Source organism: Actinoalloteichus hymeniacidonis (assembly GCF_014203365.1).
Lineage (GTDB): Bacteria > Actinomycetota > Actinomycetes > Mycobacteriales > Pseudonocardiaceae > Actinoalloteichus_A > Actinoalloteichus_A hymeniacidonis.
In genome coordinates this window covers 6031680-6056510 of sequence record NZ_JACHIS010000001.1, presented here as the reverse complement: position 1 = coordinate 6056510, position 24831 = coordinate 6031680, and the positions used below count along the sequence as shown (strand labels likewise).

The 24831-nt window shown below is 67.2% G+C and carries 29 protein-coding genes; 13 read left to right on the top strand and 16 right to left on the bottom strand.

Going from position 1 to position 24831, the window contains the following annotated elements; all coding sequences use genetic code 11:
- Positions 1–342 precede the first annotated feature (342 nt).
- Together BKA25_RS25935 and BKA25_RS25930 are read right to left on the bottom strand one after the other, a co-directional pair.
- On the bottom strand, positions 343–1017 hold the full coding sequence (locus tag BKA25_RS25935) for a Crp/Fnr family transcriptional regulator (RefSeq protein WP_069845948.1): 675 nt from the start codon (positions 1015–1017) through the stop codon (positions 343–345).
- A gap of 156 nt (positions 1018–1173) precedes the next feature.
- Positions 1174–1419 (bottom strand): hypothetical protein, encoded by a 246-nt coding sequence (locus BKA25_RS25930; protein ID WP_069845950.1) that lies wholly within the window; start codon positions 1417–1419, stop codon positions 1174–1176.
- Positions 1420–1553: 134 nt separating this feature from the next.
- Between BKA25_RS25930 and nth the strand changes: the two genes are divergently transcribed.
- Genes nth through BKA25_RS25910 form a run of 4 tightly spaced genes read left to right on the top strand, consistent with a single transcriptional unit; the run spans position 1554 to position 4949 of the window.
- Positions 1554–2453, top strand: coding sequence for an endonuclease III (gene nth / locus BKA25_RS25925; protein ID WP_311734512.1), 900 nt, complete (start codon positions 1554–1556; stop codon positions 2451–2453).
- Positions 2450–3019, top strand: coding sequence for a TlpA family protein disulfide reductase (locus BKA25_RS25920; protein ID WP_069845952.1), 570 nt, complete (start codon positions 2450–2452; stop codon positions 3017–3019). The genes nth and BKA25_RS25920 overlap by 4 nt, the downstream gene beginning before the upstream one ends.
- The gene (locus BKA25_RS25915) at positions 3019–3768 is read left to right on the top strand and encodes an NUDIX hydrolase (protein WP_069845953.1); all 750 of its coding nucleotides are present in this window, start codon (positions 3019–3021) and stop codon (positions 3766–3768) included. The genes BKA25_RS25920 and BKA25_RS25915 overlap by 1 nt, the downstream gene beginning before the upstream one ends.
- A complete protein-coding gene (locus tag BKA25_RS25910; protein WP_069853156.1) occupies positions 3765–4949 on the top strand; it encodes a MarP family serine protease in 1185 nt (394 codons plus the stop codon). The genes BKA25_RS25915 and BKA25_RS25910 overlap by 4 nt, the downstream gene beginning before the upstream one ends.
- 69 nt (positions 4950–5018) lie before the next feature.
- Here the strand turns inward: BKA25_RS25910 and BKA25_RS25905 are convergent, their stop codons facing one another.
- Genes BKA25_RS25905 through nhaA form a run of 3 tightly spaced genes read right to left on the bottom strand, consistent with a single transcriptional unit; the run spans position 5019 to position 7838 of the window.
- On the bottom strand, positions 5019–5978 hold the full coding sequence (locus BKA25_RS25905) for an alpha/beta fold hydrolase (RefSeq protein ID WP_069845955.1): 960 nt from the start codon (positions 5976–5978) through the stop codon (positions 5019–5021).
- A gap of 14 nt (positions 5979–5992) precedes the next feature.
- Positions 5993–6523, bottom strand: a complete 531-nt coding sequence (locus tag BKA25_RS25900) for a phage holin family protein (RefSeq protein ID WP_069845957.1) — start codon at positions 6521–6523, stop codon at positions 5993–5995.
- Positions 6524–6581: 58 nt separating this feature from the next.
- Entirely contained in the window at positions 6582–7838 is a 1257-nt protein-coding gene (nhaA, locus tag BKA25_RS25895; protein ID WP_069845958.1) for a Na+/H+ antiporter NhaA, read from the bottom strand.
- Positions 7839–7964: 126 nt separating this feature from the next.
- On the opposite strand from nhaA, the gene BKA25_RS25890 reads away from it, so the two are divergent.
- Positions 7965–8915 carry a sulfite exporter TauE/SafE family protein gene (locus BKA25_RS25890; RefSeq protein WP_084642386.1) on the top strand — a complete coding sequence of 317 codons (951 nt, stop codon included), beginning with the start codon at positions 7965–7967 and terminating at the stop codon, positions 8913–8915.
- A 22-nt stretch (positions 8916–8937) separates the two neighbouring features.
- Here the strand turns inward: BKA25_RS25890 and BKA25_RS25885 are convergent, their stop codons facing one another.
- The 5 genes from BKA25_RS25885 to BKA25_RS25865 all read right to left on the bottom strand — a co-directional run bounded on the left by BKA25_RS25885 (position 8938) and on the right by BKA25_RS25865 (position 12278).
- A complete protein-coding gene (locus BKA25_RS25885) occupies positions 8938–9573 on the bottom strand; it encodes a DUF6346 domain-containing protein (RefSeq protein ID WP_069845960.1) in 636 nt (211 codons plus the stop codon).
- Between the two features lie 21 nt (positions 9574–9594).
- Complete coding sequence (locus BKA25_RS25880; protein WP_236750446.1) at positions 9595–10530, bottom strand: hypothetical protein; 936 nt, start codon at positions 10528–10530, stop codon at positions 9595–9597.
- Between the two features lie 113 nt (positions 10531–10643).
- Complete coding sequence (locus BKA25_RS25875; protein ID WP_069845963.1) at positions 10644–10946, bottom strand: hypothetical protein; 303 nt, start codon at positions 10944–10946, stop codon at positions 10644–10646.
- Entirely contained in the window at positions 10943–11377 is a 435-nt protein-coding gene (locus tag BKA25_RS25870; RefSeq protein ID WP_069845965.1) for a YbaB/EbfC family nucleoid-associated protein, read from the bottom strand. The genes BKA25_RS25875 and BKA25_RS25870 overlap by 4 nt, the downstream gene beginning before the upstream one ends.
- A gap of 163 nt (positions 11378–11540) precedes the next feature.
- Positions 11541–12278 (bottom strand): oxidoreductase, encoded by a 738-nt coding sequence (locus BKA25_RS25865; protein WP_069853158.1) that lies wholly within the window; start codon positions 12276–12278, stop codon positions 11541–11543.
- Positions 12279–12466: 188 nt separating this feature from the next.
- Between BKA25_RS25865 and acs the strand changes: the two genes are divergently transcribed.
- Both acs and arfB read left to right on the top strand, forming a co-directional pair.
- On the top strand, positions 12467–14473 hold the full coding sequence (acs, locus tag BKA25_RS25860; protein ID WP_069845966.1) for an acetate--CoA ligase: 2007 nt from the start codon (positions 12467–12469) through the stop codon (positions 14471–14473).
- Between the two features lie 160 nt (positions 14474–14633).
- A complete protein-coding gene (gene arfB, locus BKA25_RS25855) occupies positions 14634–15059 on the top strand; it encodes an alternative ribosome rescue aminoacyl-tRNA hydrolase ArfB (protein WP_069845968.1) in 426 nt (141 codons plus the stop codon).
- Positions 15060–15076: 17 nt separating this feature from the next.
- Here the strand turns inward: arfB and BKA25_RS25850 are convergent, their stop codons facing one another.
- A complete protein-coding gene (locus BKA25_RS25850; RefSeq protein WP_069845970.1) occupies positions 15077–15277 on the bottom strand; it encodes a DUF397 domain-containing protein in 201 nt (66 codons plus the stop codon).
- Positions 15259–16098 carry a helix-turn-helix domain-containing protein gene (locus tag BKA25_RS25845; protein ID WP_257786111.1) on the bottom strand — a complete coding sequence of 280 codons (840 nt, stop codon included), beginning with the start codon at positions 16096–16098 and terminating at the stop codon, positions 15259–15261. Before BKA25_RS25845 ends, BKA25_RS25850 begins: the two co-directional genes overlap by 19 nt.
- 147 nt (positions 16099–16245) lie before the next feature.
- Here BKA25_RS25845 and BKA25_RS25840 point away from each other — a divergent pair, with 147 nt between their 5' ends.
- Complete coding sequence (locus tag BKA25_RS25840; RefSeq protein ID WP_069845973.1) at positions 16246–16698, top strand: hypothetical protein; 453 nt, start codon at positions 16246–16248, stop codon at positions 16696–16698.
- 10 nt (positions 16699–16708) lie between these two features.
- On the top strand, positions 16709–16966 hold the full coding sequence (locus BKA25_RS25835; RefSeq protein WP_069845974.1) for a hypothetical protein: 258 nt from the start codon (positions 16709–16711) through the stop codon (positions 16964–16966).
- 63 nt (positions 16967–17029) lie between these two features.
- On the opposite strand, the gene BKA25_RS25830 is transcribed toward BKA25_RS25835, so the two are convergent.
- From BKA25_RS25830 to BKA25_RS25820, 3 genes are read right to left on the bottom strand one after another with little or no spacing between them, the layout of a single operon-like run.
- On the bottom strand, positions 17030–17821 hold the full coding sequence (locus BKA25_RS25830; RefSeq protein WP_069845976.1) for a carbon-nitrogen hydrolase family protein: 792 nt from the start codon (positions 17819–17821) through the stop codon (positions 17030–17032).
- A 15-nt stretch (positions 17822–17836) separates the two neighbouring features.
- On the bottom strand, positions 17837–18775 hold the full coding sequence (murQ, locus tag BKA25_RS25825; RefSeq protein ID WP_069845978.1) for an N-acetylmuramic acid 6-phosphate etherase: 939 nt from the start codon (positions 18773–18775) through the stop codon (positions 17837–17839).
- Positions 18772–19704, bottom strand: a complete 933-nt coding sequence (locus BKA25_RS25820) for a MurR/RpiR family transcriptional regulator (RefSeq protein WP_069845980.1) — start codon at positions 19702–19704, stop codon at positions 18772–18774. Before BKA25_RS25820 ends, murQ begins: the two co-directional genes overlap by 4 nt.
- Before the next feature lie 525 nt (positions 19705–20229).
- Between BKA25_RS25820 and BKA25_RS25815 the strand changes: the two genes are divergently transcribed.
- Genes BKA25_RS25815 through BKA25_RS25800 form a run of 4 tightly spaced genes read left to right on the top strand, consistent with a single transcriptional unit; the run spans position 20230 to position 23469 of the window.
- A complete protein-coding gene (locus tag BKA25_RS25815) occupies positions 20230–20649 on the top strand; it encodes a hypothetical protein (protein WP_069845982.1) in 420 nt (139 codons plus the stop codon).
- 35 nt (positions 20650–20684) lie between these two features.
- Positions 20685–21305 (top strand): DUF3558 domain-containing protein, encoded by a 621-nt coding sequence (locus tag BKA25_RS25810; RefSeq protein ID WP_069845984.1) that lies wholly within the window; start codon positions 20685–20687, stop codon positions 21303–21305.
- A gap of 15 nt (positions 21306–21320) precedes the next feature.
- Entirely contained in the window at positions 21321–22646 is a 1326-nt protein-coding gene (locus BKA25_RS25805) for a hypothetical protein (RefSeq protein WP_069845986.1), read from the top strand.
- A 28-nt stretch (positions 22647–22674) separates the two neighbouring features.
- On the top strand, positions 22675–23469 hold the full coding sequence (locus tag BKA25_RS25800) for an ESX secretion-associated protein EspG (RefSeq protein WP_172803714.1): 795 nt from the start codon (positions 22675–22677) through the stop codon (positions 23467–23469).
- 83 nt (positions 23470–23552) lie between these two features.
- Here BKA25_RS25800 and BKA25_RS25795 read toward each other — a convergent pair whose 3' ends face one another.
- Positions 23553–24827, bottom strand: coding sequence for a serine hydrolase domain-containing protein (locus BKA25_RS25795; protein ID WP_084643519.1), 1275 nt, complete (start codon positions 24825–24827; stop codon positions 23553–23555).
- Positions 24828–24831 lie beyond the last annotated feature (4 nt).

Sequence of the window (24831 nt, the reverse complement as noted above, 5' to 3'; positions counted from 1 at the left end):
GTCACCGACAGCGGTACTCTGGATCTCCCAGTCGTGCTCGAACATCGAATCGATAAGTTGCGCCGACTTTTTTCGACATCGGACGCAACGCCTGACCGGGTCTTCACGTCTTCTCGGTAGAGAAGAAAACTTCCAGCTGGGAGAGCCACTCTCCCAGCTGTCACAAGGGCCTCTTCTCGCGAACGCGACCTACCTTCGGTCGAAACAGATCGGGGCTGTCACCGAAGGGTGGGGGAGCGTGGCTCGTCGGGGGACGGGCTACGCCAAAGAACGGAAGGACCGGTGCGCCACGTCGGGGGTGGCGCCCGGTCCTTCCGTTCTTTTTCTGAGTTCTCTCGTCGCCTACCGGGCTCGTCGAGCCAACCGCTCCGGATCCAGGATCAACACGCTCTTGCCTTCCAAACGCAACCATCCACGGTGCGCGAAGTCGGCGAGGGCCTTGTTCACGGTCTCCCGGGAGGCACCCACGAACTGGGCGATCTCCTCCTGGGTCAGATCATGGGTCACCCGAAGCAGACCTGCTTCTTGGCTGCCGAAACGCTGCGCGAGCTGCAACAGCGCCTTCGCCACCCGGCCAGGCACGTCGGTGAAGATCAGATCCGCGAGCATGTTGTTGGTCCGGCGCAGCCTCCTGGCCAACACGCGGAGCAACTGCTCGGCGATCTCCGGTCGCTTACTGATCCACTCCCGAAGCGCAGGCCGATCCATGCTCAGCGCCCGCACCTCGGTGACCGTCGTCGCCGTGGACGTCCTCGGTCCAGGATCGAAGATCGACAACTCTCCGAACATGTCTGAGGGACCCATGATGGCGAGCAGGTTCTCTCGGCCATCCGGCGATTTCCTGCCGACCTTCACCTTGCCGGACTGGATGATGTACAACCGGTCGCCGGGCTCACCCTCTGTGAAGATCACATGGCTACGGGAGAACTCCACCGGCTCCAGCGTCTGAGTAAGAGCCTCCACGGCTCCAGGCTCAACACCCTGGAAGATGCCCGCACGGGCCAGGGTCTCGTCCACCTCGTCCCTCCTGTCGAGACGCGGCGGTCACCGCAAGGCGGACACTCTCCGTTACGAGTGCCAGCCTGGTGCCGCCGATCGCTCCGTGCAGTCTAACTGCGCGGTAACGGAGACCGCGTTACCTGCGGTCTCCGTGAGCGCGGCGACGGGTGGAGGTCAGCGTGGTCTGCGTGCCTTGAGCCTTCCGGAACGGCCCCGACGGCGAAGTCGGAACAGCTCCAACGCCCGGCCGATTCCCTGGCCGAACAGGGCACGAACCTCGTCGGGACGAGCGTTCTCCAAGAGCTCCTCCACGTCGTCCTCATGGACCGAGACATGTCGGATACGTGATTCGACGCGCTCCATGAAGAGCGCGAAGAACATGATCACGAGCGGAACGAGGATAACGAACCAGGCAGTCATGGTGAATCTGATAGTGACTCATCACGCTAGGTGGTCTTGGTCGGGGGTGTGCACAACCAACCGGTGGGTGGTCGGTCTTGACCCAGATGGTGGAGCCGGGACACGGCGTTCGGCCTCGCCCGTAGGCTGTGGGCGTGCAGACCAGTGGCTCCCGCGCTCAGCCCGCCACCGGGCCCAGGCGCCGGACGCCCGAGACCCGGCTCGGACTCGTCCGCCGAGCGCGCCGGATGAATCGAGCCTTGGCCGACGCGTATCCGGATGCGCATTGCGAGCTCGACTTCACGACCCCGCTCGAACTGGCCGCCGCCACGATCCTCTCGGCGCAATGCACCGACCGTCGGGTCAACCAGGTCACCCCGATGCTCTTCGCCGCCTATCCGGACGCCGCCGCCTACGCGGGGGCCGACCGTCACGAGCTCGAAGAGATCATCCGGCCCACCGGCTTCTTCCGAAACAAGACCTCGTCGTTGATCGGTCTCGGCGCCGCATTGCTGGAGAAGCACGGCGGAGAACTGCCCGCGACCCTGTCGGAGCTGGTCCGACTGCCCGGGATCGGTCGCAAGACCGCCAACGTCATCCTCGGTAACGCCTTCGACGTTCCGGGGATCACGGTCGACACGCACTTCGGCAGGCTCGTGCAGCGCTGGGGCTGGACCGCTCTGACCGATCCGGTGAAGATCGAGCACGCCATCGGCGAGCTGATCCCGCGCCGCGACTGGACGATGCTGTCGCACCGCGTGATCTTCCACGGCCGACGGGTCTGCCATTCCCGCAAACCGGCCTGCGGCGCCTGCCTGCTCGCACGGGACTGTCCCGCGTTCGGCACCGGAGTCGTCGAACCCGAGGCGGCATCGAAACTGGTCAAGGGCGTGGAGGCGCCGCGCTTGCTGCGGTTGGCCGGGTTGGATGAGGAGCTGGCCGAATCGGCAGCCGACACTGCGGAGCCCGTCGAACCCGCCGAGCCGGAGCCTGCGGGCAGCACCGGGCCGCCGCCGGAGGCGGCCGAGGCGAAGTCGGCCGGTGATCCACGATGAACGCCAACGTGCGGTGGTCCGTGCTCGTGCTGGTGCTCGCGGTGGCGGGCATGGTGGCGCTGTGGCCCCGGGGCAACGACTCGCCGCCGAACATCGCGGAACAGCCCCCCACCGACTCGGCGGACCAAGAGCCCGGCGTGCGTCGAGCCGCCGACCTGGCGGGCATCGAGGTGTCCTCGCAGGATGGCTCGTCGGAAGACCTCGGTGAGCTGCTGGCCGACGGGCCCGTGCTGGTCAACATCTGGGCGACCTGGTGCGTGCCCTGCCGCGAGGAACTGCCGGTACTCGCCGAATACGCGGCAGACCCCGATGCCATCCCGGTGCTCGCGCTGCAGACCCGCAGCGACTACGACGCGGGCTTGGAGTTACTCGCCGAGCTCGATGTCGATCTCCAATCGGTCCATGATGGAGACGACGTGGTGATCCGTGCACTGCGCGCCCCGGGGATCCCGATGAACTACGTGGTGGACCAGGAGGGCACGATCCACCGGGTGGATCCGCCCGTGCCGTTCGAGGACTCGGAACAGGTGCGGCAAGCCGTGGCGCGCTATCTGGAGCAGAGTTGATGACTCAGGAAGGTCGGGGACGCAGCCAGGCAAGGCGTGGTGGCCCCTTGGTAGATCCAGCACAGGCCCCCGCCTGGTTGAGCAGATTGATCGCCTCCAGCGGGCGGGTCGACCCCGCCATGCTGGCTGCCGCGCCGCCGCCGAGCGAGGACAGCCCCCGGCCCGCGGCCGTGCTGGTCCTCTTCGGTGAGGACGGTGGCGGGCCGGGTACCGGGCCGGACGTCCTGTTGCTGCGACGCTCCGACGGACTGACCCACCACCCCGGCCAGGTCGGCTTCCCCGGCGGGGTCGCCGAGCCGGAGGACAACGGACCCATCGAGGTCGCGTTGCGGGAGGCCGCCGAGGAGGTCGGGGTCCTGCGCAACGGCATCAAGCCGGTCGCGCTCCTGCCGGAGCTCTACATCCCGCGCTCGAAGTTCCTGGTGACGCCGGTGCTCGGCCATTGGCTGAACCCGTCACCGGTGGCCCCGGTGGACTTCAACGAGACGGCCGCAGTGGCCAGGGTCCCTCTCGCGCACCTCGCCGACTCCACCAACCGTTTCCAGGTTCGACACCCCTCGGGCTATGTCGGACCGGCGTTCGCCGTACCGGGCATGCTGGTCTGGGGATTCACCGCCGGGCTGCTCTCCAGCCTGCTGTCGCTGGGCGGTTGGGCCGAGCCGTGGGACGCCACCGACGTGCGTGATCTCGCCGACGCGTGGGGCGATGTGGACTCTGGGCCGACTCCGGACGGCGAGGCGGGCTGGTGAACTGGATCGACGCCGTCGTCATCCTGATGGCGGTGTTCGCCGCCGTGTCCGGCGTACGGCACGGCGCGGTGGTGGCGATCTTCGCCTTCGCAGGCGTGATCCTCGGGGCGATCGGCGGCGTGCTACTCGCCCCGGCCCTCGCCGATCTCGTCGACGCGCCCAACGGGCGGTTGCTCGTCGGCTTGGCCGTGGTACTGGGTCTGGTGGTCCTCGGCGAGGTACTGGGCGTCTATCTCGGCCGCTCGATCAAGGCCCGTATGACCTCGCCGAAGCTGAGCTGGGTCGACAACGTGCTCGGCGGCGTGTTCCAAGGACTGGCCGTCTTCGTGGTCGCCTGGCTGATCGCACTGCCGCTGACCTCGGCGAACACCGTGCCGTGGTTGGCAGGTGCCGTCAACCAATCGCGGGTGCTCGGCACGGTCGACGAGGTGATGCCGCCTGCGGCCAGGGCGCTTCCGGACGAATTGCGCCGCCTGCTGGACGGCTCCGGCTTCCCCGGGGTGCTCGACCCGTTCTCGCGTACGCCCGTCGCCGAGGTCCAACCGCCGGACCCGGAGTTGCAGAACAGCCGCACGGTCCAGACCGTCCGGGAGAGCGTGGTCAAGGTGCACGGCACGGCGTCCTCGTGCTCTCGGGTGCTCAACGGTTCCGGGTTCGTGGTGTCCGAGCAGCGAGTGATGACCAATGCCCACGTCGTGGCGGGCGCCGAGGAGGTCTCCATCGAGGTCGGCGAGGCGCGGTTGCCCGCGACCGTCGTCCTGTACGACCCGGAGAGCGACATCGCCATCCTCGCGGTGCCCGACTTCTTCGGCACCCCCCTGGAGTTCGTCGAGGAGCCCAGCGCCGCGGGCGCCGACGGCATCGTGCTCGGCTACCCGCTGGGCGGCGACTATCGGGCTTCGGCGGCCCGGATCCGGCAGCTGTTCAACCTGCGGGGACCGGACATCTACGACAGCACGACCGTCACCCGCGAGGTCTACACGGTCCGATCCGATGTGCGCAGCGGTAACTCGGGTGGCCCGCTGATCGACCCGGACGGCCGGGTGCAGGGCATGGTCTTCGGCGCGGCCGTCGACGACGAGGAGACCGGCTTCGTGCTCACCAACGACGAGATAGCCGACGAGGTCGCGGCCGCCCCGGATCTGGTCGATCCGGTGGGCACCGGGCAGTGCTCCTCGTAGTTCCAACCGGCTGTGGGTTCGCCGCCGATCGCGCTTCGTACGGGTGATCGGCGGCGGCCGAGGTCGCGGTCAGTCCCGCAGTTCGCCGGTCAGGAACTTGATGAGCAAGCGGTTGGTGGCGTGCGGCGCCTCCTGGTGCGGGAAATGCCCGACGTCGGAGAGCTCGCGGTAGATCGAGTTCGGTCCGGTCCACGCGGTGGAGGCGGCCGAGGTGCTCGCCCGCATCCATGGGTCGAGCCCGCCCTGCACCCGGAGCACCGGAACGGTGAGCCTGCGGTCCACCGCCTCGGCGAACCGGCCGCCTTCGCCACGCAGCTGGGAGCGCACCGCCCACCGGTAGTACTCCATCGAGGAGTGCGCGACGCCGGGGACCAGCATCGCGGACCGGTTGCGGCGCACGACCTCCTCGAACTCCGGGGCCTGTGGCCACTTCGGACCCGACCAGGCGCGGATCAACCTCTCGACACTGGCCCCGCCGTCCTTGGTCAACCACGCCTCCGGCAGCGTGGGCAGCTGCGCGCGGAACAGATGGCTGGCCGCCGTGACCTGCGCTCGTTCCGCTCGACGCCACGGCCGAGTGAGGCCCAGCGCCAGTGCGCGCCGCAGCGCCAGCGGATGCGGTGCGGAGAGCACGCTGAGCGAACTCACCAGACGAGGGTGCAGCGCCGCCGTCGTCCAAGCGAGCAAGCCGCCCCAGCCGTGACCCACCAACGCGGCCCGCCGTTCGCCGAGCGCCTTGATCAACCCGGCGAGATCACCGGCCAAGGTCCAACCGTCGTAACCCCTCGGCGGTTTGTCCGAGTCTCCGTAGCCGCGCAGGTCGACCGCCACCGCTCGGAATCCGGCGTCGGCCAAGGCCATGAGCTGTCCGCGCCAAGCCCACCAGAACTCCGGGAACCCGTGCACCAGCAGTACAAGCGGGCCCTCACCGGCCGATGCGACATGCAGCGAGATCCCGTTCGCGGAGACGTCGTGATGCGTCCATGGTCCGCTGACCCTGGACGTCGAGGGATCGGGAAGTGACCGCACCGGGTGGTGGTCGTTCAGCGGACCGACTCGGCCCGGTACTCCGTCGCGGAGTCCGGGGCTGCCTCGTTCTCCTGGCCGCTACGCAACCGCGATGCGGTGTCGCGAACCGACTGGATGGTGCGTTCCGGCTTGCGGATCTTGCGCACCCGGCGGTAACCGAGGAAGGCCAACCACGCCGCCACCAGCAGCATTACCAGGAAGACGATGCCGAAGCCCGCCCACCGAGGCAGCCAGACCGACAGCAGTTCGGCGGCGGTGAAGAACAGGAAGAAGGAGCTGAAGGCCAGGACGGTCAGCGCGAGGATGAAGAAGACACTGCCTCGGACCCCCTTGCGCACCTCGGCGGCGATCTCCTGCCTCGCCAGTTCCACCTCGGCCCTGATCAGGGTGGAGAGGTGCACGCTGGCTTCTCGCACCAGCCCGCCCAAGGAGCGGTCGCCCGCGCCCGCGTGGGTCTCGTTCTCCTCCGACAACGGGATGGAGTGGACGGGCGGCAGACCTTCCCAGTCCTGTTGTCTCTTGGGGTCGTGTCCTGCGCTGCTCACCTATTCATCGTCCCATGAAGCCCAACGCCCGCCGTGCAGACACGGACAATGGCTGTGATCACCCAAGATCGTCGCCTGCGGTATTCATCGCGGTTGTCGCCTGGTCTTGGCCCAGCCGCCGGTAATACCGCACCCGCAGTCGCAACACGATGATCGAGAGCACCGCCGCGACACCCGAGGCGATCAGCACTGCGGCCTTCGCCCGTTCGGATTGTGCGTCGGTCAGGGCGAGTTCGGCCATCAACAGTGCGACGGTGAAACCGATTCCGCCGAGCAAGGCCATGGCGCTGACGTCGGCCCAACGCAGTCCTCGCGGTGCCTTGGCGATGCCGAGTTTCACCGCCAGCCAGGAGAAACCGGTGATACCGATCAGTTTGCCCAGCACCAACCCGACGATGATGGACAGCGCCACGCGGTCCTCGGCGATCGCGGCCAGTGCGTCGCCGCCGATCGGCACACCGGCCGCGAACAAGGCGAACACCGGAAGCGCGAAGCCCGCAGACCAGGGCCGCAGTCGATGTTCGAGCCGGTCGACCGGGGAGTGCTCCTCGTCCTTGTCGGCCCGGACTCGGGTGAGCAGGCCGAGCAGCACGCCCGCGATGGTGGCGTGCACCCCGGCCTCGTGCACCGCGATCCAGGTCGCGATGGCGAGCGGGATGTAGATCAGCGGCGAGGTGATCCGCCGCCGCTGGCAGAACCAGTACACCGCGCAGAACGCCGCAGCGGCGGCCAACGCAAGTAGGCTCAGACCGCTGGTGAACAGCACCGCGATGACGGCGATAGCACCGAGGTCGTCGACGACGGCGAGGCTCAGCAGGAAGATCCGAGCGCTGGTCGGCAGTCGCGAACCCGCCACCGCGAGCACCCCGACCGCGAAGGCGATATCGGTGGCCATCGGCACCGCCCAGGCCGAGCCCGAACCCGGCGCGCCCCAGCTGACCAGCAGGGACAGCAGCGCCGGCGTCACCATCCCGCCGAGTGCGGCGATGACCGGCAGGGCCGCCGCCCGGGGATTGGACAGCTCGCCGACGACGAATTCGCGTTTGAGCTCGATGCCGACGACGAAGAAGAAGATCGCGAGCAGCGCGTCCTTGGCCCAGTCGCCGATGCTCAGATGCAGCCCGAGGGATTCCGGACCGATCTCGAAGTCGCGGACCGATTCGTAGAAGCCGCTCAGTGGTGAGTTCGCCAGGACCAATGCCACGGCGGCCGCGACGAGCAGCACCATGCCGCTGACGGTCTCGCTGCGGAGGAAATCACCGAATCCGCCTCGGGGAGCGGCCGTCTCGGCTGGCTTATCGGCTTCATCCGACACGGTGTTCGCAGCTCCCGTTCGATCCGGTTGGCATGAGGTCTGACCCGGTTCCCCGATTGGGCGGGCCGCGCACCGTCCGTCACCCTAACCTCGGTGTGCTCGACGAACAATCGATGAGCATCGACGGTGCCTCCGACGGCCGACGGGTGCCCGAATCCGGGCCCGCCCGAGGTGAAGCGACCGTTGCCGCTGGTAGACCTCTCGACGTGGCGTCGGTCATCGAAGAGGTGGATATGTCGTCTGCCCGCGTATGTTGCTGGCGTGACGCAGCAGAACGAGGAGCCGGTCCGACGCGCTCCAGCGCGATGGCCGGTGCTGGTGGCGATCGGACTCATCGCGGGTGCCCTGTCCGGACTGTTCGGCATCGGCGGTGGGGTGGCGATCGTGCCGCTGTTGGTCGCCTGGTGCGGCCGGGATCAGCGCCAGGCCGTGGCGACCTCGTTGCTGGCGCTCGGACCGCTGGCCGTCGCCGGAGTCCTCGGCTACTCGGCACACGGTCAGATCGATCTGCGTTTCGCCTTGCCGCTGGCCGTCGGCTCCATGATCGGCGCGTGGATCGGCGCCCATCTGCTCAACAAGGTGCCGTTGGCCGCACTGCGCTGGTTCTTCGCTGGCATCTCGCTTGTGACCGCTGCCCGGCTGCTGCTCGACCCCGGTGTCGCCACCGGTGAGATGTCGCACGAGTGGTGGCGGTTGGCGTTGTTGCTGCCCATCGGTGTGCTGATCGGCGTGATCGCCGCGCTGGCGGGCATCGGCGGTGGCGCCGTGATGGTGCCGGTGATGCAGCTCGGTTTCGGAGTGCCCGCCGCGCTGGCCAAGGGAACCTCGCTGCTGGTCATCCTGCCGACGTCGATTCTCGGCGGCAGCCGAAACCTTCGACTGGGCAATGGTTCGTTGCGCGATGCGATGTGGATCGGCTGCTCGGGAATCCTGGCCACGGTGGCCACCACCCAGTGGTCGGTGGTGATGAACCCGCTGTTGTCCGATGTGTTGTTCGGCCTGCTGTTGGTCTTCGTCGCCTTCCGCACGGTATGGAAGGACCTGAAGGGATTGCTGGCCAAGCGCAAGAAGAGCTGAGCGTTGTGGCGCGGGTGCTCGCTCAGGAATGCCCGCGCCGCGCGGCTTCCTTCGCTGCGCGCCGTTGTCGCCGACGTTCGGCGTTGGCGGCGTTGACCTGCGCGATGTGCTCCTTGAACCGCTGATCCTTGGCCTCCCGCTCGGCCCGATTGGCTTCGGCGGTTGCCTTGGCCTCGGCCTTGCGCTTGGCGCGTTCCTCGGGGGAGGACAAGCCGAGCAGCGAGTGCACCACCACCATCAGGGCGGCCAGACCGCCGCCGATGATTCCCAGAAAGGCCAGCGGCCACCACAGCCAGCCGGAGATGCCGGTGTTCTCCTTCTGGACCAACCACAGGCTCTCGCTGGGGCTGCGCGGCCGGGTGAGCCCGACGATCCGGACCGAGTCGCCGACGTCCTCGACGGCGAAGGTGTCATCGCGGCGGACCCCGGACCAGGTTCGACCGTCATCGGCCCGAACGTCGATGACACAGCTCGTTCGGTAGCCGAAACCGAAGCGGGTGATAGGCCCGGATCGTTCGCACGACTGGACGGTGGCCGTCGCGTTGCCCTCGCCGACGCTGCGATCGAAGGCGAAGACGATGGTGAGGCTTGCGAGCAGGATGCCCGCAGCGAGCAGCAAGCCAAGAACCAGCCGTAACAAGCGACCGAATATCTCCATCGTCTCCGCCGTCGTCGGTGGTCAGTTGTCGTTTTGCGCGTCTATTCCATCGTCGATCTTGGCACCTTCCTTGATGCCTTCATAGCCGGTCTTGATCACCCCGTAGTCATCGCCAGGGGTGAAGACGGGGATGTTGCCGGTTTCACCGGTAGGCAGGACCGAATTCGGTGAGCTGAAGGATGGTTTGAAGTTCGTGCCATCGGTGAGGCTTTCCAAGGTGATGTTGGGTGTGGGAGCCGAGTCGGCGATCGTTGCGCTGCCGGGTGCCTGCGCGTTCTGGAAGAAGTTCCCGATCTTGGTACCGATCTGGTGGGTGCCGCTCCCGAGTTCGTCGAGTTTGGAGAGCAGGTTGGTCAGTGCGGTACCCAGCTTGTCTACCCATTCGCGGATCTTGTCGGCCCATTTCAGTGCGAGCCGAATTCCGTCGGCGACCATGCCGCCAACAGCGATCCCCGCCGTGAGCAGACTGGCTATCCCCCATTTGACGAAGGCCGCCGCGATGTCGCCGCATGCTTGAGCGATGAGGTCGCGGACGATGCCCCGCACTGCGCCGACCAGTACTCCAGCGCCTTGTACCGCGCTTGCCATGCCACTGGCCGCTTCCCCGACCTGCTCGATCCCGTCGGCGTGGACACCGGCCAAGGCCCGATAGGAGTCGCCTGCCAATCCGGTCCAGTCGCTGGTCTCGGCGATTGATGCCCGGTAATCCGTGGCGACCGACTTGACTTCGGTTCCGATATTGGTCCAAGTCGCCGCCGAGCCTGCGATGGCATCGGGATTACCCATCAGAGCGTCGAACGGCTCGCGGAGGAACGGCACATTCTCGATCATCCAGCCGAAACCCCAGCTGAACAGGGTTCCGAGTGGATCGGCGACGAGCCCGAGTGCGTCGAGACCGACACCGGCGGCGCTGAGGCCGACGGTGTCCCAGTCACCGTTCTCGATGCCGCGCACCACACTGTCGACGTTTTCGATGCCGCCTGCGCCGCTGAACGAACTTGCGGTATTGCTCGCCTCGGCCTGCGCCGCCGCTTCGTCGGCGTCGACGACGAGATCACCCTGAGACGTCATTACTTTCCTCCCTGGAACAGGGATTCACTGATCTGTTCGATTCCCTCGTAGGTGGAGGCGGTGGCTTCCAGCGCGGTGTTGCCGAGGTGCACGCTGCCCGCTCCGACGCCGAGCACGCCCTTCACCGCAGCGCCCTGTATGACGCAGCCGATGGCGAGAAACTGACCGAAGATCCCGAATGCGTTACTGTCCAGTGTCTCGTCGGCGGCACCGTTGGCCGTGTCCATCCGGCTTGCGAGACCGAGGACCTTGCTCGAATGCGCACGGATCCGTTCCGGATCGGCTTCGAAGGTATCGCTCATGATCGCCTCAGGTAAGAGTCATTGCCGAAGTCGTCATCGTCACCACTAGGTCGGCGGGCCGGATTTGTCGGTTCATCTGTCCCGTCGCCCGAGTAGCCCTGGGGAAGTTGGCTCTTGACGAAGTCCAACGTCTCGCCCTCGCCGAAGACGTCCTGCATGACCTCGACGACCTTGCCTGCGGCATCTCGCTGGGCTCGGCGAGCACAATCGAGAATCGCCGAGGCCAAGCGATCGGGGTCCTGGCTCCGGATGGCGTTGGTCAGCTTCAGATCGAGAAGACCCCCGCTGGGGTTCACCCGGACCGTAACCGTGCCGTCGGGTGAGCTGGCGGAACCGGCAACCTGGCCGACCTGTTCCGTCACGGAATCGGCTTTGGCCTTGGCTTGTTGAAGCGTGGCATCGTATTGAGCCAGCCATTGGTCTGGTTGCATGGCAGCGCCTTTCCGAAAACGTCACTTGGTGCGCGACGATCGGCGCACCTCCGCATAGTCATAGATGTAAGCGACGTCCGGATGGTTCCGGTACCGATGGCCTTGTCACCGAATGGCGGTCATTCGACCGGCCGGGTCGACGCTGTGTAAGCCCCGCCGAAGCTCAGCCCTGCGCATCGGCGATGGACTTCCCCTCCCGCGCACCGGATTCGATGGCCGCGCAGCAGTGTTTGATCCAGGCGGCGATGCCACCGGGCTCTCCGCTGGCGAATCCCTCGGCGGCGGCCCGGTAGGCGGGCAGCTTGCGCAGATACGCGACCTCCGGCACCGCGAGCCCCTTCGGGTCCAGACCCGAACCGATCGCGGTCAACCGGGCGGCAGCCCTGGCGACGATGCCGTCCGCCGTGCCGAAGGCGTTCAATGCGAGTAGTTCGCCGTGCACGACGGCGACCATGACCGGGCCGGGTACCGAGGTGCCGCCGCTGACCAGTCCGGCGAGGAGGTCCAGCCGGGTCGAGACCGAGTCGTCGGCGCGCGGCCTGCCGAGTAGGTCGTCGCGTTCCGCCGGAACCAGATCGGCGGCGGCGAGTAGATGCAGACGGGCCAACGCCTGCAGCGGCGCCCGCTGCCAGGTGCCCAGCAACGCACCGATCGACTCCGCGACCCGCAGCGAACCCGCGGTCAGCGGGTCGGTCACCGGTCCGTCGGCCGGCAGATCGACGTCCGCGCCGTCGATCGCCGCCGAGGCACGCGCCGCACGGACCGAGGCCTCGGCCGCCGACACCGCCCAGCCTCGGCGATTGGCCGGATGCGCGTGTACCGCGTCGACCGCGTCTCGGGCGGCGCGAACGGAGTCGGCCACACCGGGCAGGTCCAGGAGAGGTCCTAGAGGATCGTCCACGGGCGGACAGTACTCACGACGCGGATCGGGATCACAGACGGGCATCCGCTGCCGCCGCCGGTCGCCGGGGTCCACCGAACGAAGATTGGTCTGGACCTGTTGGGTTTGGTCCTGTCCCGAACGCCTTGTTCGGTCTACGGTCAGCACCAACAGATGTTCGTTCGATCACTCTAGGGAGGTCCTTCGCGATGACCCAGCAGTCCGGTGCTGCCGAGTCCGGGCCCAGCAGCGCCGCAACCCTGGACAACCTGCTCGAGGAGAGCAGGACCTTTTCGCCGAGCGAGGAGTTCGCTCGCGCCGCCAACGCGACCCAGGCCCTCTACGACGAGGCGGCGGCCGACCGCGAGGCCTTCTGGGCGAACCAGGCCGACCGGCTGCACTGGGAGACCCGGTGGAGCCAGGTCCTCGACTGGTCGGACGCCCCGTTCGCGAAGTGGTTCGTCGGTGGCCGGTTGAACGTCGCCTACAACTGCATCGACCGGCATGTCGAGGCGGGTCACGGTGAGCAGGTCGCCATCCACTGGGAGGGCGAACCGGGCGACACCCGCACGATCACCTACGCCGACCTGCAACGCGAGGTCTCCAAGACCGCCAACGCGCTGATCTCACTCGGCCTGCAGACCGGTGACCGGGTCGCGATCTACCTGCCGATGATCCCGGAAGCCGTCTTCTCGATGCTGGCCTGCGCGCGGTTGGGGCTCACCCACAGCGTCGTGTTCGGTGGTTTCTCCGCCGAGGCACTGCGCACCAGGATCGATGACGCGCAGGCCGCCCTGGTGATCACCAGCGACGGCCAGAACCGTCGCGGCAAGGCGTTGGGGCTCAAGGAGAACGTCGACATCGCGGTCCGGGATGCCGACTCCGTCCGCAACGTCCTGGTGGTCCGTCGCACCGGCAACGACGTCGAGTGGAACGCCGACCGCGACGTGTGGTGGCACGAGCTGGTCGACACGCAGTCCGAGGAGCACACCCCCGAGGCCTTCGACGCCGAGCATCCGCTGTTCATCCTCTACACCTCGGGCACCACCGGAAACCCGAAGGGCATTCTGCACACCTCCGGCGGCTACCTCACCCAGGCCGCCTACACGCACCACAACGTCTTCGACCTCAAGCCGGACACCGATGTGTACTGGTGTGGCGCCGATGTGGGCTGGGTGACCGGCCACTCCTACATCGTCTACGGACCGCTGGCCAACCGCGCGACCTCGGTGATGTACGAGGGAACCCCCAACACCCCGCACGAGGGACGCTGGTGGGAGATCGTCCAGCGCTACCGTGTCTCGATCCTCTACACGGCCCCCACCACGATCCGCACCTTCATGAAGTGGGGCAACGAGATCCCCGCGCGGTACGACCTGTCCTCGCTGCGGGTGCTCGGCAGCGTGGGCGAGCCGATCAACCCCGAGGCGTGGATGTGGTACCGGGAGCACATCGGTTCCTCGACGACTCCGGTGGTCGACACCTGGTGGCAGACCGAGACCGGCGGGATCATGATCTCGCCGCTGCCCGGCGTCACCGCCACCAAGCCGGGGTCGGCGATGGGAACCCTGCCCGGCATCTCGGCGAAGATCGTCGACGAGAACGGCGCCGAGGTCGGCTGGGGCGGGGGCGGCTATCTGGTGCTCGACCAGCCGTGGCCGGGAATGCTGCGCGGCATCTGGGGCGATGAACAGCGGTATCGCGACACCTACTGGTCGCGGTTCAGCTCCGAAGCAGGCCCGATCTACTTCGCGGGCGATGGGGCCAAGTACGACTCCGATGGTGCGATCTGGCTGTTGGGCCGCGTCGACGACGTGATGAACGTGTCCGGCCACCGGATCTCCACCACCGAGGTCGAATCCGCGTTGGTCTCGCACCCCTCGGTGGCCGAGGCCGCCGTGGTCGGCGCCGCGGATCCCACGACCGGTCAGGGAATCGTGGCCTTCGTGATCCTGCGCGGGGGAGAGGCGGATGACGGGGACGCACTGGTCAAGCAGCTGCGCGACCATGTCTCGAAGGAGATCGGACCGATCGCCAAGCCGCGTCAGATCCTGGTCGTGCCGGAGCTGCCGAAGACTCGTTCCGGCAAGATCATGCGGCGGTTGCTGCGGGATGTCGCGGAGAACCGGGAACTGGGCGACGTCACCACCCTGCAGGACTCCTCGGTGATGAAGCTGATCTCCTCCGGACTGGCGAAGCCCACCGACGAAGGCTGATCGACCGGCTTATCGCAGGCGGTCGGCATGACCTCCTCCTCGTTTCATCGCGGAGGTCGTCGTGCCGGCCGCTTTCCTCTCCGCTCTGCGCGAGCCGTTTAGCCGCTGGTCGGGAGGAACTCGGATGACGCGGACGCGGTCGATGGGGGATGCTGGAGGCATGAACGAGGACCTGCACATCATCGGCTCGACGGCCATCCCGGCCGCCGAGCTGCGGTGGCGGTTCTCCCGGTCCAGCGGCCCCGGCGGGCAGGGAGTGAACACCACCGACTCCAGAGTCGAGCTGTCCTTCGACCTGGCCTCGACCACGGTGTTCAGCCCGGAACGGCAGGCCAGAGCGCTCGACCGACTCGCGGGCAGACTGGTCGACGGCGTCCTCACCATCGCCGCCTCCGAACACCGCTCGCAGCTGCGCAACCGCGAGGCCGCCCGCGCCCGACTGGCGATGGCCCTACGGGACGCCGTCGCCCCCGAACCGGCCAAGCGCAGACCCACCAAGCCCTCTCGGGGTTCACAGCGGCGCCGACTCGACGCGAAGAAGCGGCGCAGCGACGTCAAACGCCTCCGCCGCAGCCGCGAGGACTAAAGGAGCGGCTTCGCTGATCACCGACGTGCGGATAAGCGCCCGGTTTTGACTGCGGTGAGCAGTGCCGTGAAGCGGGTACGGCTGACGACAAGCGTGCCGCCGTCCCGATTCTTGGTGTCGCGTAGGCCGACCACGTCCTCGGCTAAGCCGACCTCGACGCAGTTGGTGTCGGTTCCGCTGCGGGTGGACTTTCGCCAGCTCAGCTGCTTTCCCGACATGTTGCCTCCAAGGTTCGTGCTCGGTCGGCGACGAGATCGAGTGATGTTGTCTCTGCCATCGCGATCGTCCCAAGGCTAACGGCAGCTCGTTGGTAGGCCGCGACATCCGACTGACGATGAAGGAACAGCGAGGAGCGATGGTGTTCGAGATGCACGATGTGAACACCTTTGTGGAACTCGAAGAGAACGAAGGAGCCTTCGAGAAGCGGCGTCCAACCGGCAGCGTGTGGAACGACTCGAACGACTATGTTGGGGCGCTTCCCCAGCTCGACGAGTTGCCGAAGCTGAGCCGCCATCACTGCGGGACCACCGATCTGCTGATCGAGAGCGCCCGCTCCGAGGAACACGGTGAGCGCCTTGGGCGTCGCACCACTCAGAATTCCTTGGCGCTGCGACCTCAGCTGTAGCCGTGGTTCGATCTCGGTGGCGGGTATGCCGCCTGCGCTCATCATCGCTCTCGCGTACTCGGATGTTTGCAGTAGTCCGGGAATCAACAACGGTTCAGCGTCTGTGATGTGGAGCGCCAGCGACTCGAAGCGTTGTAGCGCTGCTCGGGCCTTTGCTCCGTCCGGGATTCCGGTTGTGACCCAGCTTGAATCATCATGGGCGGCGTCGCGGGTCATCGAGAGGAGTTCTTCGCGCTCGGTGGGCGAGCAGTGCACTGCCGCAAGGTATGTCGCGGTGTCCTCGGGACGTGGCACTCGATCGCCGCGTTCCCAGCGGCCGATGCTCGATTTCTCTAGACCGGTCTGTTGTGCCACCTGATGTTGGCTGAGACCGGAGGATTGCCGCAGTTCTCGTAGGGCGGCACCGAGCGCCATGGCCTGGGGAGTTCCGCCCGGTTCTCTCATACGCGGCATGGAGACACTCTACGAACGTCGGTGGTGTTACTCCTTTACCTGATCGAGGGATTGACCATCCCTGCCGATGGGTCGATTCTGAATCAGGAAACAGAATCGAGGTGCTTCGTGAACAACCCGATGGGCGTGCTGGCACTGATGGGGTTTACCTGTGTGGTGACCGGAGTGTGGGCGACCTGGGTCGGCTACCGCCCCCAACAGCGGTCCAGACCCCGGCGACGTCGGAGCCGCAGTTCCTCGCGCACCCGGCTCGGCGACGTCTCGCGGCATGTCCTGCCGCGTAGCCGAAATCGAGCTCAGGAGCGGCTGCGTCGGGTGACGGGTTGTCTCACGGTTTCCGAACTGCGTGAACGCTGTAACGAACTGCCGCCACCGATCGCGATCCCGGCACTTCCGAAGTCCACGACCGCGCTCGTCCCCCGCGAGCGTGGTCCGTATGCGGGGAAGGCCGAGGCTCCGGATCCCGCCGTCCGCTCGGCCTTCCCCCGCCCTCCGATCGTCTCCGTTCAAGCGGGCTATCGCACCGTGCTCTCCGGCGTGTTGATCCCCGCTGCTGCATGAGGAGTTCTCAATGGCATTGGTCGATCAGGGCGCATCGTTGTTCTGGGAGGTAATCCGTCCAGCCAAGGGCATGGTGTGGGACCGGCACGGTTCGCCCGGCGAGCGGCCCGATCCCGGCACGATCGTGACCGCGTTCTGCGGGGTGGAGATCTGCGTGCTCACCCCGAATCAACGGGCTGTTCGGGTAGTCGACCGAACCTGCCTCAGCTGTGCGGATGGCGCTTGGCGGCTACGCACCGGCCAATCGTGGCCGCCGCTGGACTACTGACCTCGTCGGTGACCCGACGAGGTGTGCTGACTGCCGTTTGATCGCGGCGCCGCGACTGTTGTTTCAGAACCGGCGGTTGGCCAGCACTGGGATCGTCTTCCTGGCCTGGGCAACCTCGGTGAGATCCAGCTCGGTGACCAGCAGTCCGGGCTCGGCACCGAGTTGCTCGCGGAGTTCGCCCAGCGGCGATATCACCGAACTGAAGCCGATACCGGTGGGCGCCCGCCCCGACGGACGCTCACCGGTCGTGCTCGGATCGGCCTGTCCGCAGGCGAGTAGCCAGGACGTCGAATCCAGTGCCCGCGCGCGGCACAGCAGCTCCCACTGTTCGCGTTTGCCGGGGCCGAACCCCCACGATGCACCGACCAGCATCACCTGGGCGCCCTGGTCGGCCATGGCCTGGAACAAGCCGGGAAAACGCAGGTCGTAACAGGTGGCGACGCCGAAGGTCACGTCGTCGATGGTGAAGGAGACCGGGTGTTGCCCGGGGGCGACGGTGTCCGATTCGGCGAATCCGAAGGCATCGAACAGGTGGATCTTGTCGTAGGCGGTGTCGATGCCCGGTCCGACGATCAGCATGGTGTTGCGGACCCGGCCATCAGCGGCGGGGACGAACATCCCGGCGACCACCACGATCCCGGCCTCGGCGGCGATCTGACGCACCCGGGTCGCCCACGGACCGTCCAGCGGTTGGGCGATCGGGCCGAGCGGGATGCCGAACCGCGCCATCGTCGCCTCCGGCAACACGAGGACACGGGCGCCTCGGGCGGCGGCATCCTGCACCGCCGCCGCCACTGCGTCGAGGTTGTCCTCCGGGTCGGTGCCAGCGGTGAGCTGGCCCAATGCGATCCGCATCCCTGGTACTTCCGATCAGTTGGTGGGCTGCGCCAACGCGGTCAACGCCTCCCGCACATGCCCGTCGGTCCGAAGCAACGCCGCCCGCGTCTCCTCGATGTCGGCACCGGTGAGCAGCGTTACCAGCGCAGTCTTCACCTCGCCGCCCGCCTGCATCAAGGCCGTCTCGCAGGTCAGCTCGTCGGCCCCGGTGGCCTCCTGCAGGATGGTCAGCGTGCGGCCGCGCAATTTCGCGTTCGAGGCGACCATGCTGATCATCAGGTTGGAGTAGGTCCGGCCGAGCCGCACCATCACCGCCGTGGAGAACGCGGTCAGGATCAATTTCTGAGCCGTGCCCGCCTTCATCCTGGTCGAACCGGCGATCGCCTCCGGGCCGGTGTTCACCGCGATCACCACGTCGGCGGCGATCTCCACCGCTGCGGCGTTGGCCGGGTTCGCCGAGACCAATCCGGTGGCGGCGCCCAGACTGCGAGCGGCGCTGAGCGCCCCCAACACGAAGGGCGTGCGACCGGAGGCGGTCAGACCGAGGACGAAGTCGTTCTCGCCGACCTGCCCACGAATCTGGGTGGCGCCCGCATCGGCATCGTCCTCGGCACCTTCGACCGCGTGGACGAAGGCGGACGCTCCGCCTGCCTGGTGCGCGACGAACCAGCCCGCAGGCATGTTGTACGTCGGGATCAGCTCCGCCGCGTCGAGTACCGCGAGCCGACCGGACGTCCCTGCGCCGACGTAATGCACCCGACCACCCGCACGCAGTGCCTGCACCGCGAGATCCACCGCATCGGCCAGCTGGGGGAGCACCTCGGCGACCGCGTCGGGAACCAACCGGTCCTCGTCGTTGATCAGCCGGAGAACCTCCAGCGAGGACACCCGGTCGATGTCCATGGTGTTCGGATTGCGTGCTTCGGTGGGGGAGTCCACTCGGATGCAGCTCAGGTGCGCTCGTGTCCTCATCGGTTACCGTCCCTCGGTCGGCGCCTGCCATCGGGTCGAGCACCCAGGCGTTGACCCACGACCGCGGCGTAGGTCACCTCCAGGGCCTCCTGCGCGCTGTCGTAGTGCTGCTGGGCCACCCCGATGAACAGGTAATCGATCATGGTCAGCTGGGCGATCCGGCTGGACATCGCACCGGAGCGGAATGTCGTTTCGCGGGCCGCCGTGGTCAGTACGTGGTCGGCGGCCTCGGTGATCGGAGATCTCGGGTAGTTCGTGACCGCGACCGTCTTCGCGCCGCGTGCCCTGGCGACGTGTAAGGAGTCGACGACGTCGATGGTCGATCCGGTGTGCGAGATGCCGATCGCCACATCGTCCGTGCCGAGCACCGCCGCCGAGGTCAATGCGATGTGCTTGTCGCTCCAGGCGAAGCAGGTGCGGCCGATGCGGTGCAGCTTCTGTTGCAGGTCCAGTGCGACGAACGCGCTTGCGCCGACGCCGTAGACGTCCACTCGTCGCGCTCGGGAGACGGCGTCCACCACGGCTTGCAGCGTGGCGACGTCGATCTGCTCAGCGGTCTCCTTGACCGCCCTGGTGTCGGCATAGGACACCTTGTCGATCACATCGCGCAGGCTGTCGTCCGGGCCGATCTCGCCGCCGAGCTGCTGTTCGTCGTGGCTCGCCGTCCTGGCGTTCTCCGCGGCCAGCGCCAATCGGAGTTCGGGGTAACCGCGCACTCCGATGGCCTTGCAGAACCTGGTCACGGTCGTCTCGCTGGTGCCTGCGGCTTCCGCGACCTCGGTGATGCTGTTGTGCGTCACGCCTGCTGGGTTGTCCAGCACGACCTGGGCGACTCGCTGTTCGGCTCGAGCGAGGCCAGGGAGGAGCGATCTGATGCGGACCAATGGGCTGCCCTCTGCTGCCGCGCCCTCGGCATAACGCTTAGTCACGGTGGGAAACTTACTAACAGCAGGTTGCGCAGGTCAACGCGTGTATCCATGTCGTCACCTGTCAGTTACCGTGAAACGAGTGAATTCTTAACATCCCCAGGTCGCCCGCAAATCGTGCGGCTGTCGACGCCTTGGCTATCGAGCCCCCGCGTTACCCCGTTAACAGCCGTTTCCATTTGGTTATGCAGTCGTATGCAGGGGCTTCGGCGTCAGTGGTGATCGACTGCGCGGGGTGATCGAGGGGCGGGGCGTCGTTCCGGAGTCGGCGTGCCGCTCCGTCGCCTTGGGTCGGGCTGCGTGCGGTGTCCTGGCGTGGGTTCACGTGGCGTGAAGGGGTTCGTTAGTTTTCACCCGTCAGAGTCCGCACTCGGGTGTAGCATCCGAGCCGAAACTCCTCTGTGCGAGTGGGAACCGACGGGAACGCGATCGCGTCCTAGGTTGCGTTCATCAAACCTGACAACTAAAAGCCCTGGGGGGCGTGGCGTTGAGATCGATCATTGGTACCGCGTTTCTGGAGGACGCGTCATGAGCGGGAAGTTCGAGCTTGACCCGGAGCGGCTGCCGCAGGCCATCGCAGACCTCAAAGAGGCGCGTGACCAGATCATCGAGCTGCAGGAAATGGCCCGTGACCTGGCCGGCGAGGTGGCCAACGCGGGATCCGACGGCGTGAGCAGCAATGCGGGTGTGCAGTTGGCCTCGGTCGCGGGCGGCCCGGATCCCGGTTCGCTGGCCACGGCGAACGCGGCGTACCTCGAAGCCGTCGAGGCCGCCATCGAGAGCTTCGAGGCGATGCTGGCGGAGTACCACAACGTCGAGGACGCGAACCAGCTTGGTCTGGGCAACATCGACGCCGCGCAGTTCACCGCGAGCGAGACCCCGAGCGAGCGGCGTCAGCGCGAGTACTACGAGAACAGCCCGCACCTGCCGCCTGGCGCAGCAGGCTGACCGAGGTCGATCCTCGACACATGGGATGGAATCGAATGACCTCCACACGTTCGTTGACGATGGCAGGCGTGGCGCTCGCGGCTGCACTGCTGGTCGCTTCCTGCTCCTCGGAACAGGACGGCGCGGCGAGCCCTGACGACACCGCGAACACGGACACCACCCAGTCCACATCGGAGACCGGACAGCCGGAGGCTCCCGACGATTCCGACTCGTCGCAGTCGGCCATCGAGAACCCGAAGGACATCGAGAGCACCGACATCTGCGCGTTGCTCACCCCCGAGGTGGCGGCAAGCTACGGCCTCGACCCGGCTGGTGAGCCCAACGAGGACAGCGCGGCAAGCGCGGGCCGGTGTGCGTTCTCCGGCGACGAGGGCAACCGAGTGAGCCTGGCCGGTTGGTATGGCGGCCAGGGGATCGACGACGTCTACAGCCAGGAAGCACAGTTCAGCGACTGGGAACCGATGGAGATCGCCGGTTACCCGGCGGTGCGGGCGAACGAGATCGAGCCGTCCGTCACCTGCGCGCTGTTCGTCGGAATCTCGGACACGCAGTACATCGACTTCAACTACACCCGCAGCGGCTCTGATGAAGACGCCTGCGCGGGAGTCATCGACGTTGCGACGGCCGTCGTGCCGACGCTGCCCGATGCGAATTGACGGGGGAAGGGTGAGATGAGCGAGCTCAACCTACAGACAACCTGCCTCTCCTGGGAGGGCAAGGACGCCAAGACCATCCACTCCGAGGTCATGTCGGGTGTCGATGGCCGTGGACTGCAGCAGATCGCGAGCGACTGGCGCGACCTGGGCAGCCGGTACGCCGATGTCGGCAGCTACGTCGAGACGGCGTTGCAGAAGGCGCAGGCCGCCCACACCGGTGCGGCGGCCGACGCTTCGGTGGCGGCGGTGAACCCGCTGGCGAGCTACGCGACGCAGGCACAGAGCCAGGCCGAGGGCATCGCGGGTTCCGTGGACACCCAGCTGGACTATCGCCTCAACGCGATGACCAGCGTCCCCGAGGGCCGGGACGAACCGTCCAAGAGCGGGTTCATCGAGAACGTCCTGCCATCGGGCTGGACCGGTCACAGCGATCGGATGGACGCCTACGAGGCGGAGAACGAGGAAGCCCGGCAGGTCATGCAGGGCTATCAGACCAACACCAACCAGAACCTGATGGCGGTTCCCGGTTTCGAGCAGCCGGAGGGCGCCAACTTCTCCCTGTCTACGGGATCGAGCAATCCGGGAACCTCGTCTGTGCCCGGGGGAGGGGGCTCTTACAGCCCGCCTTCGGGCGGCTACTCCGGCCCGTCCGGAGGCTCATACGCTCCGGGAGGTGGCAGCACCGGCGGTGGTGGAATCGGTGGTGGCACCGGTGGCGGCGGAACCGGTGGTGGCACCGGTGGCGGCGTCTGGACGCCGCCCGGGACGCCCTCGACCCCGTTGCCCGGTGGCGGCGGATCCGGCCCGCTGCCGTCCCCTGGGCCGGCACCGGGAATCTCCCCTGACTTCAATGGCCCGACCCCGGGCGGCCCGAGCATTCCCGGACCTGGTGGTCCCGGCTTCGGCGGTCCCGGCGCGGGTGGTCCCGGCTTCGGTGGCCCAGGCGCCGGCGGCCCCGGCTTCGGTGGCCCCGGGTACGGACCTGGCGCTGGCGGCGGCTTCGGTCCCGGCTTCGGCGGCGGCTTCGGTGGTCCCGGTGGTGGGTTCGGAGGTGGCGGTTTCGGCCCCGGCGGCGGTGCCGGTGGCATGGGCGGTGCCGGTGGACCCGGCGGCGTCGGTGGTCCCGGTGGACCCGGTGGCGCTGGCGGTCTCGGTGGTCCTGGCGCTCCCGGCGGCGCCGGTGGTGCCGGTGGCGGCATGGGTGGCGGCGGAGCCCGAGGCCGTAACGCCGAAGGCGAGGACGACAAGGAGCACAAGCGCGCCGACTACCTCGTCGAGGCCGACGACGTGTTCGGCGACGGGCAGCTCGTCGCTCCGCCGGTCCTTGGCGAGCGAGGGTAGGTAGTAAGTGCCGAATCATGGTCGGATCGTGTTGCCCGCCTTGGCGGTCGACACGATCTGTACTCGGTTGAACCTGAAGCTGCCCTCGGTACTCAAACCGATCGGCTTCGGTGAGACCGAGGACGAGCGGCGGATGCTGCACCAGCGAACGTGGCGGGACCTGGAGTCGCAGGGGCTGGTGGTGCACGGCGAGTTGGATCGTTTCCTCGACGAGACCTTCCACACGCTGGCCCGACCGGCGCTCGCGGTGTGGGCGACGATGATGCTCGACCGTGAGACCAGTCTCGATGCTGTCGCCGCAGCCAATGGTGATTTCGCCGTATTGGCCAAGGTGGAGGCCCCGCCAAGCAAACCGAGGACCGAGCTCTCGCTGGCCCTGGAACCGACCCGGCCAACCGGACTCGCCTTCGCGGCCGTCGGCCTGCTGCCCGAACACCCGGCTGGACGGGGTCACTCGATCAGCCATCCCGCCGAACAGATCGAGCAGGCGGCGGGCAGTGGGGCCAGGTCACCGGAGCAACTGCGCAACGCGTTCGAGAGCGTGGGGCTGCGTGGAGTCGATGCCGAGTTCCTCGCCGAGGTGCTCTCGGCCGAGCGCAAGCGGGCCGGTGAGTTCACCGCGCGCAGCTTCGATCCGCTCAGCGGACGGGTGCGCAAGTCCGAGTACCGGGTCGACTTCATGGACAACGTGACCGGCCGATTCTTCCTGCAGCAGAAGATCGGTTCGGATGGCAGGCGATGGTTCACCCTGGCGCCCTCGGACAAGAAGCGGCTCGGGGCCCACGTCGCGGAACTGTGCTCGCTGGTGGCGCCGCGCGGCTGATCGACCGTCGATTTCGACTGCGGTGGAACGAACAAGGATGGGGACCACCGAACGCGGTGGTCCCCATCGTCGTTCGTGATGCGTTAGGTCGATCGAGGCCGAATCGCGTCCGCGAGACCATCGGCCACCGCGACCCTGGCGGGATTGGGCGAACCCCAATCGCGGGACGGATGAACGCGGTTGGTCAACAACACGGCGATGGAGCCGCTCGCCGGGTCGATCACCAGCGAGGTGCCGGTGTACCCGGTATGGCCTGCCGTGGCCGGCCCCGCCAACTCGCCCATGTAGAACGATTGATTCAGCTCGAAGCCCAGCCCCCTCGGGTTTTCCGGGAAGTCGGGATTCTGGTTGGTCAGCATCTGACGCACGGTGGCGGACCGCAGGATTCGCCTACCGTCGTAACAGCCCTGGTTCAGGATCGTCTGGCCGAGTATCGCCAGGTCGTGCGCCGTGCCGAAGATTCCCGCATGGCCTGCGACCCCGCCGAGCGACCACGCATTCTCGTCGTGCACTTCGCCGCGCACCATGCCTCGGGCGGGCTCGGTCTGGAACTCGGTGGCCGCGACCCTCGGCAGTAGTTCCGGTCCGGGCAGATATCCGGTGTCGGCCATCCCCAGCGGCCCGGTGATCCCCGTTCGCACCAGCTCCGGCAACGACCGGCCGGTGACCCGTTCCAGTAGTTCGGCGAGCGCGATCATGTTCAGATCCGAGTAGATGTAGGCGCTGCCGGGTTCTGCCTGCAAGTCCGCGGTCAGACTGGCGTGAATCCGACTCGGCACATCCGGCCAATCCCGCCACAGCAACAGAAACGGTGGCAGACCCGACGTGTGAGTCAGCAATTGGCGAACGGTGACGGATTCCTTGCCGTTGGCGGCGAACTCGGGAAGATACTCCGCGACCGGCCGATCGAGTCGGATCCGGCCCTCCTCCACCTGCTGCATCGCCACGATCGACGTGAAGAGTTTCGACAGCGAAGCCAGGTCGAAGATCGTATCGGTGCTGGTAGGGACCTGTTCGTCTGCGGGCAACTCGGTGCCCTCGCCGTCCGCATAGCGCAGCGCATGCCCGGTCGCCTCGCTGGTCGTCACGATTCCCTGATGCGCCAGAGTGACCACGGCACCCGGATACAGCGGGCGCTGTGACCCGGATGCCTCGGTGAACCCGCGCACCGTGCGCAGCGCTTCCTCGATCGGCTCCGCATCGAGCCCGGCCTCCGAAGGCGTGCCCGGCCGGAGCCCGTCGCAGCTCGGTGTCGTCTGCCAGGTCATCGACAGGTTCGTCGGCTCGGCGATGGCCGCCGGAACGACCCCCGTGGCCAGTACTGCCGCCGATACCAGGACCGCGGGTAGGACGCGCATGAAC